The sequence below is a fragment of the Pseudomonas sp. SDO55104_S430 genome (assembly GCF_054070595.1).
In genome coordinates this window covers 1-4,450 of sequence record NZ_JBSVXG010000342.1, presented here as the reverse complement: position 1 = coordinate 4,450, position 4,450 = coordinate 1, and the positions used below count along the sequence as shown (strand labels likewise).

The 4,450-nt window shown below is 62.7% G+C and carries 3 protein-coding genes; 2 read left to right on the top strand and 1 reads right to left on the bottom strand.

What is annotated here, in order from left to right:
- Positions 1 to 108: 108 nt before the first annotated feature.
- Entirely contained in the window at positions 109 to 1,476 is a 1,368-nt protein-coding gene (locus ACW9JE_RS29000; protein WP_457434712.1) for a CYTH domain-containing protein, read from the bottom strand.
- Between the two features lie 157 nt (positions 1,477 to 1,633).
- On the opposite strand from ACW9JE_RS29000, the gene argE reads away from it, so the two are divergent.
- Together argE and argA are read left to right on the top strand one after the other, a co-directional pair.
- A complete protein-coding gene (argE, locus tag ACW9JE_RS28995) occupies positions 1,634 to 2,803 on the top strand; it encodes an acetylornithine deacetylase (protein WP_457434711.1) in 1,170 nt (389 codons plus the stop codon).
- 261 nt (positions 2,804 to 3,064) lie between these two features.
- Positions 3,065 to 4,363, top strand: coding sequence for an amino-acid N-acetyltransferase (gene argA / locus ACW9JE_RS28990; RefSeq protein ID WP_175379691.1), 1,299 nt, complete (start codon positions 3,065 to 3,067; stop codon positions 4,361 to 4,363).
- Positions 4,364 to 4,450 lie beyond the last annotated feature (87 nt).

Genomic DNA, 4,450 nt, shown 5'->3' with positions numbered 1-4,450 from the left:
GACTGCGCAGCAGTCCCATCTTTTGGGGCCGCTGCGCGACCCAACGGGGGCAAGCCCCCTCGCCACAAAGGGTGTTTGGCTTAGCTGTCTGGCATTAGGTCGAAAGCGTTACAGACGCAACAACATCTTCCACGCCCGGTTCTGATACACCGCAATCGCCTGCTGCTTGCGCGCATCCAGGGCTTCGTCGGTGATCGGTTCGTTGGCCAGTTGCGCCAGTTTGTTCAGCTCGCCGTACAGACGATCCATCTCCGGAATGTCCAGCACGTTGCGCGCGTGGTGCAGCCAGACCTGGATGCGTTCGATACGCGGCAGTTGCTCGGCCAGGTCTTCGGGTTGCTGCTGGTAGCGTTGCAGTTGCAGCGAATTGGCTTCTTCGCTCAACAGTCGCGGCAGCCAGCTGCTCAGTTGCGCGGCGCCCTGGCGATTGCCGCGAGTGTTGCGGTCGGCGGCCCAGGTGCGGGCCAGCAACCAGCGCGAAGTGGTCAGCGAGAACAGGCCCCAGCGCGGGTCTTCCAGCTCTTCGAGGAACTGCTCCGGCGCGGCTTTGCGGATGTCTTCATCGTCCGCACCTGCCTGGACCAGCGGGCGCCAGTCTTCCAGCAGGGCGTCGAGGGCAACGCGCAAGTCGTGGGTCGATTGACGCGGCGCGGCCTGGCCCAGGCTACTGATCAGCGCACGCAGTTCGGCGAGGTTTTCCACCCAGTCCTGCAGCAGGCGCCAGTGGCCGTTGAAGCGATATTGCTCGGCCAGGCGCTGGCTGCTGCCCAGCAAATGCCAGGACAGCGCGGCGAAGGCTTCGTCCAGCGGGGTTTCGGCGGTCAGTTGCGGCGCCGGCAGGCTCAGCGAATAGCTGTTGGCGTCATATAGGCGATAGCCGCGTTCGGCCTTGCTGATGTCGCAAGGCATCAGGGCCAGTTTCTCGGCCAGTTCCGCGGCCAGTTCCAGCAGCGCGGCAGGCTCGCCTTCGCGCAGTTCCAGTTCCAGTTCGCAGATTTCTTCTTTCTGCTTGCCGACCACCACATGGCCCAGGTCCAGTGCGGCTTCGATGACCACTTTGGCCTTGCCACGGCCCCAGGCGATTTCGGCGCGCTCGCGGACGAAGTCGGTGGTGAAGATCGGCTTCAGGGTTTTCTTGTCCAGTTCGGCCAGCGCTTCGGGCCAGCATTCGCCGTCGAGCTTCTTCAGGTCGAGCTTGGCCTTGGGCAGATTCCAGTCGTATTCGTTGCGCACCGACAGACCGGCGACGCTCTGGCCGCGGGTCTTGAGGGTCTGAATCACGTCATCGCCATCCTTGCGCAGGCGCAGGGCAACCTTGGCGTGGGCCAGGTCACGCTCGGGGGTGTCGAAGTACTGATTCATCAGCTCACGGCGTTCCCAGCCGGACTTGATACGTTTTTTAAGCAGTGGATGCTCGCGCAGGGCGGCGAGGGTTTCGCGGCTGACGCGGAGTTTGATTTCGGTTTCTTTCTGCATGGCCGGAAAATCCAGGATCGGGAGCGCAGCCGGGGGGAATGTATGGCTGCCAAGGTCGTGCAGTGTACAGGACTCGACCCTGCTTCGCCGTGCGACGGTTTATTCCTGTCGCCGGATGGCTCTATGATGGACTTCAATTCGGGGGTTGGAGTCTGCGATGCCTTTGCCGTCCATGAAAGATCAGTTCGCTGCGCTGATCGCTGCACCGTCCGTCAGTTGTACCCAGCCAAGGCTCGATCAATCCAATCGTGCGGTGATCGACCTGCTGGCCGCGTGGCTGGGTGATCTGGGGTTTGCCTGCGATATCCAGCAGGTCAGCCCGGGCAAATTCAATCTGCTCGCCACTTTCGGTTCCGGTCCCGGCGGGCTGGTGCTGGCCGGGCACAGCGATACCGTGCCGTTCGACGGTGCCCTGTGGAATACCGATCCGCTGAAGCTCACCGAAGTCGACGGCCGCTGGGTGGGTCTGGGCAGTTGCGACATGAAGGGCTTTTTCGCCTTGGCCATCGAGGCGCTCATACCTTTGCTGGATCAACCGTTCAAGCAGCCGCTGATGATCCTCGCCACCTGCGATGAAGAGAGCTCGATGTCCGGTGCCCGTGCGCTCGCCGAGGCCGGGCGGCCATTGGGCAGGGCGGCGGTGATCGGCGAGCCGACGGGGTTGCGACCGATCCGCATGCACAAGGGCATCATGATGGAACGCATCGACATCCTCGGGCAGAGCGGCCACTCCTCGGACCCGCGCCTGGGCCACAGCGCTCTTGAAGCCATGCACGATGCCATCGGCGAGCTGCGCGGCCTGCGCCTGTTGTGGCAGCGCGAATTCCGCAATCCGCAGTTCGGCGTACCGACCCCGACCATGAATTTCGGCTGCATCCACGGCGGCGACAACCCCAACCGCATCTGCGGCCAGTGTTCGTTGGAGTTCGACCTGCGACCGTTGCCGGGCATGGACCCCAAGGCCTTGCGCGCCGAGATTCTGCAGCGGCTCACGCCCGTGGCCGAGCGGCATCAGGTGAAGATCGATTACGCGCCATTGTTCCCCGAAGTGCCGTCGTTCGAGCAGGACGCGGATGCAGAATTGGTGCGGATCGCCGAAAAGCTCACCGGTCACAGTGCCGAAGCGGTGGCATTCGGCACCGAAGCACCTTATCTTCAGCGACTTGGCTGCGAGACCGTAGTGCTCGGCCCCGGCGACATCGCCTGCGCCCACCAGCCGGGAGAATTCCTTGAAATGTCACGTTTGCAGCCTACGGTGCATCTATTACGGCAGTTGATTGAACATTACTGTCTGAAACCGGCTCAAAATCCGGTCTCTGCGGGTTAAACGCACTCACTGTAGGAGCGAGCATGCTCGCGATGGTCGTCAACGATGACGCGGGCTGTCTGACACCCAGCGGTGTCTGTGCCACCATCGCGAGCATGCTCGCTCCTACAGGATGTTTGCGTTTAAATTGCCAGTGTCCCAACCCGTATTCATGAGGAGAGCGCGCGTGTCGCCAAGCCTGTTCCGACGATAACCATCAGCCCGCTGTGCGTTTTCTGTTCGCCCTTTTTTTCGGCTGCTATTTATTACAGGCCCAGGTTCATGCCCGAATACGTCAATTGGCTTCGTCACGCTTCCCCTTACATCAACGCCCACCGCGATTGCACCTTTGTCGTCATGCTGCCTGGCGACGGCGTTGAGCACTCCAATTTCGGCAATATCGTCCACGACCTGGTGCTGTTGCACAGCCTGGGTGTGCGTCTGGTGCTGGTTCACGGTTCCCGCCCGCAAATCGAAGCGCGTCTGGAAGCTCGTGGCCTGACGCCGCATTACCACCACGGCATGCGCATCACCGATGCCGCGACCCTGGAATGCGTGATCGACGCCGTTGGCCAATTGCGTATCGCCATCGAAGCGCGCCTGTCCATGGACATGGCGTCCTCGCCGATGCAGGGTTCGCGCCTGCGGGTGGCCAGCGGCAACCTGGTGACAGCGCGGCCGATCGGCGTGCTCGAAGGCGTCGACTATCACCACACCGGCGAAGTGCGCCGGGTCGACCGCAAGGGCATCAATCGCCTGCTCGACGAGCGCTCCATCGTGCTGCTCTCGCCCCTGGGTTACTCGCCGACCGGTGAAATCTTCAACCTCGCCTGCGAAGACGTCGCCACCCGCGCCGCCATCGATCTGGGCGCGGACAAGCTGCTGCTGTTCGGTGCCGAAGAAGGCCTGATCGATGAGCACGGGCGTCTGGTGCGTGAACTGCGTCCACAGCAGGTGCCGGCGCATCTGCAGCGTCTGGGCAGCAACTATCAGGCGGAATTGCTGGATGCGGCGGCCGAAGCCTGCCGTGGCGGCGTGGCCCGCAGCCATATCGTCAGTTACGCCGAAGACGGCGCGCTGCTGACCGAACTCTTCACCCGTGACGGTGGCGGCACCCTGGTGGCCCAGGAGCAGTTCGAAGTGGTGCGCGAAGCGGCCATTGAAGACGTGGGCGGATTGCTGGATCTGATCAGCCCGCTGGAAGAGCAGGGGATTCTGGTGCGTCGCTCCCGCGAAGTGCTGGAACGCGAAATCGAGCAGTTCAGCGTGGTCGAGCGTGAAGGCATGATCATCGCTTGTGCGGCGCTGTATCAGATTGCCGATTCGGATGCCGGTGAGCTGGCCTGCCTGGCGGTGAACCCGGAGTACCGGCATGGCGGTCGTGGCGACGAGTTGCTGGAGCGCATTGAAGATCGTGCCCGAGCCCAGGGTTTGAAAACCCTGTTCGTCCTCACCACCCGCACGGCCCACTGGTTCCGCGAGCGCGGCTTTGCGCCAAGCAGCGTCGAGCGCCTGCCATCGGCGCGGGCGTCGCTGTACAACTATCAGCGTAATTCGAAGATCTTCGAAAAGGCCCTCTGAACACAATCCAAACCCTGTAGGAGCGAGCACGCTCGCGATGGTCGTCAACGATAACGCTGGGCCCCTGAAGCCCCGCGGTGCCTGACC

Excerpts from the sequence above, each read along its gene's own strand:
- ACW9JE_RS29000 (WP_457434712.1), bottom strand. The coding sequence starts at position 1,476 with ATGCAGAAAGAAACCGAAATCAAACTCCGCGTCAGCCGCGAAACCCTC.
- argE (WP_457434711.1), top strand. The coding sequence starts at position 1,634 with ATGCCTTTGCCGTCCATGAAAGATCAGTTCGCTGCGCTGATCGCTGCA.
- argA (WP_175379691.1), top strand. The coding sequence starts at position 3,065 with ATGCCCGAATACGTCAATTGGCTTCGTCACGCTTCCCCTTACATCAAC.